Below are 551 nucleotides of genomic sequence, written 5' to 3' on the forward strand. Positions count from 1 at the left end.
GCTCAGCTCACCGAGCAGCAGATAGAGATGGGTCACTGGCGAACGGACACAACAATAGCTGATACCCACCTGCGGTTGCAGCGGCACCCCGTCCCAGATAAAACGAAACTGTTTAATGAGTTCGTCGAGCGCTTCAATACGCGTTACGTGTGACTCAGTGTTCAGCCGTATCGCCAGATCGCATCCGGACAGCTGGTAAACGCACTCATTGGGCTGCAGGAAACCCTTAAGCCACTCCGCCAGCTTCTGTTTGTACTGAATTCGAAGCAGCACGCCGTAGTTGCGGCTCAGAACTTCAAGTTCCGGTACGCGCAGCATACAGAGCGTTGACCAGGGTGATTTAGACAACGCACGCGATAACGCCCGCAGATTCGGCATGTGCACAACCGGATCGAGAAAAGCCAGACGTCTGGCATGGCGCGTGATCACCCGCTGGCGCGTAGCCAACATCGCCATGTAAATCACCACAAAAGAGAAGACCAGATAGCTCGACGACGTGATCGCCAGGTGAATGTCGTAGCCCTGGCCGAGCGGAATATAGTGGTAAAAAT

Annotated in this window: 1 pseudogene; it reads right to left on the reverse strand. The window is 54.4% G+C overall.

Annotated elements, in window-relative coordinates:
• A pseudogene (locus tag K5E19_RS23695) lies at positions 1-551 on the reverse strand (sensor domain-containing phosphodiesterase); the annotation flags it as partial.

This window comes from Enterobacter sp. RIT637 (genome assembly GCF_019718755.1).
Taxonomy (GTDB): Bacteria; Pseudomonadota; Gammaproteobacteria; order Enterobacterales; family Enterobacteriaceae; genus Enterobacter.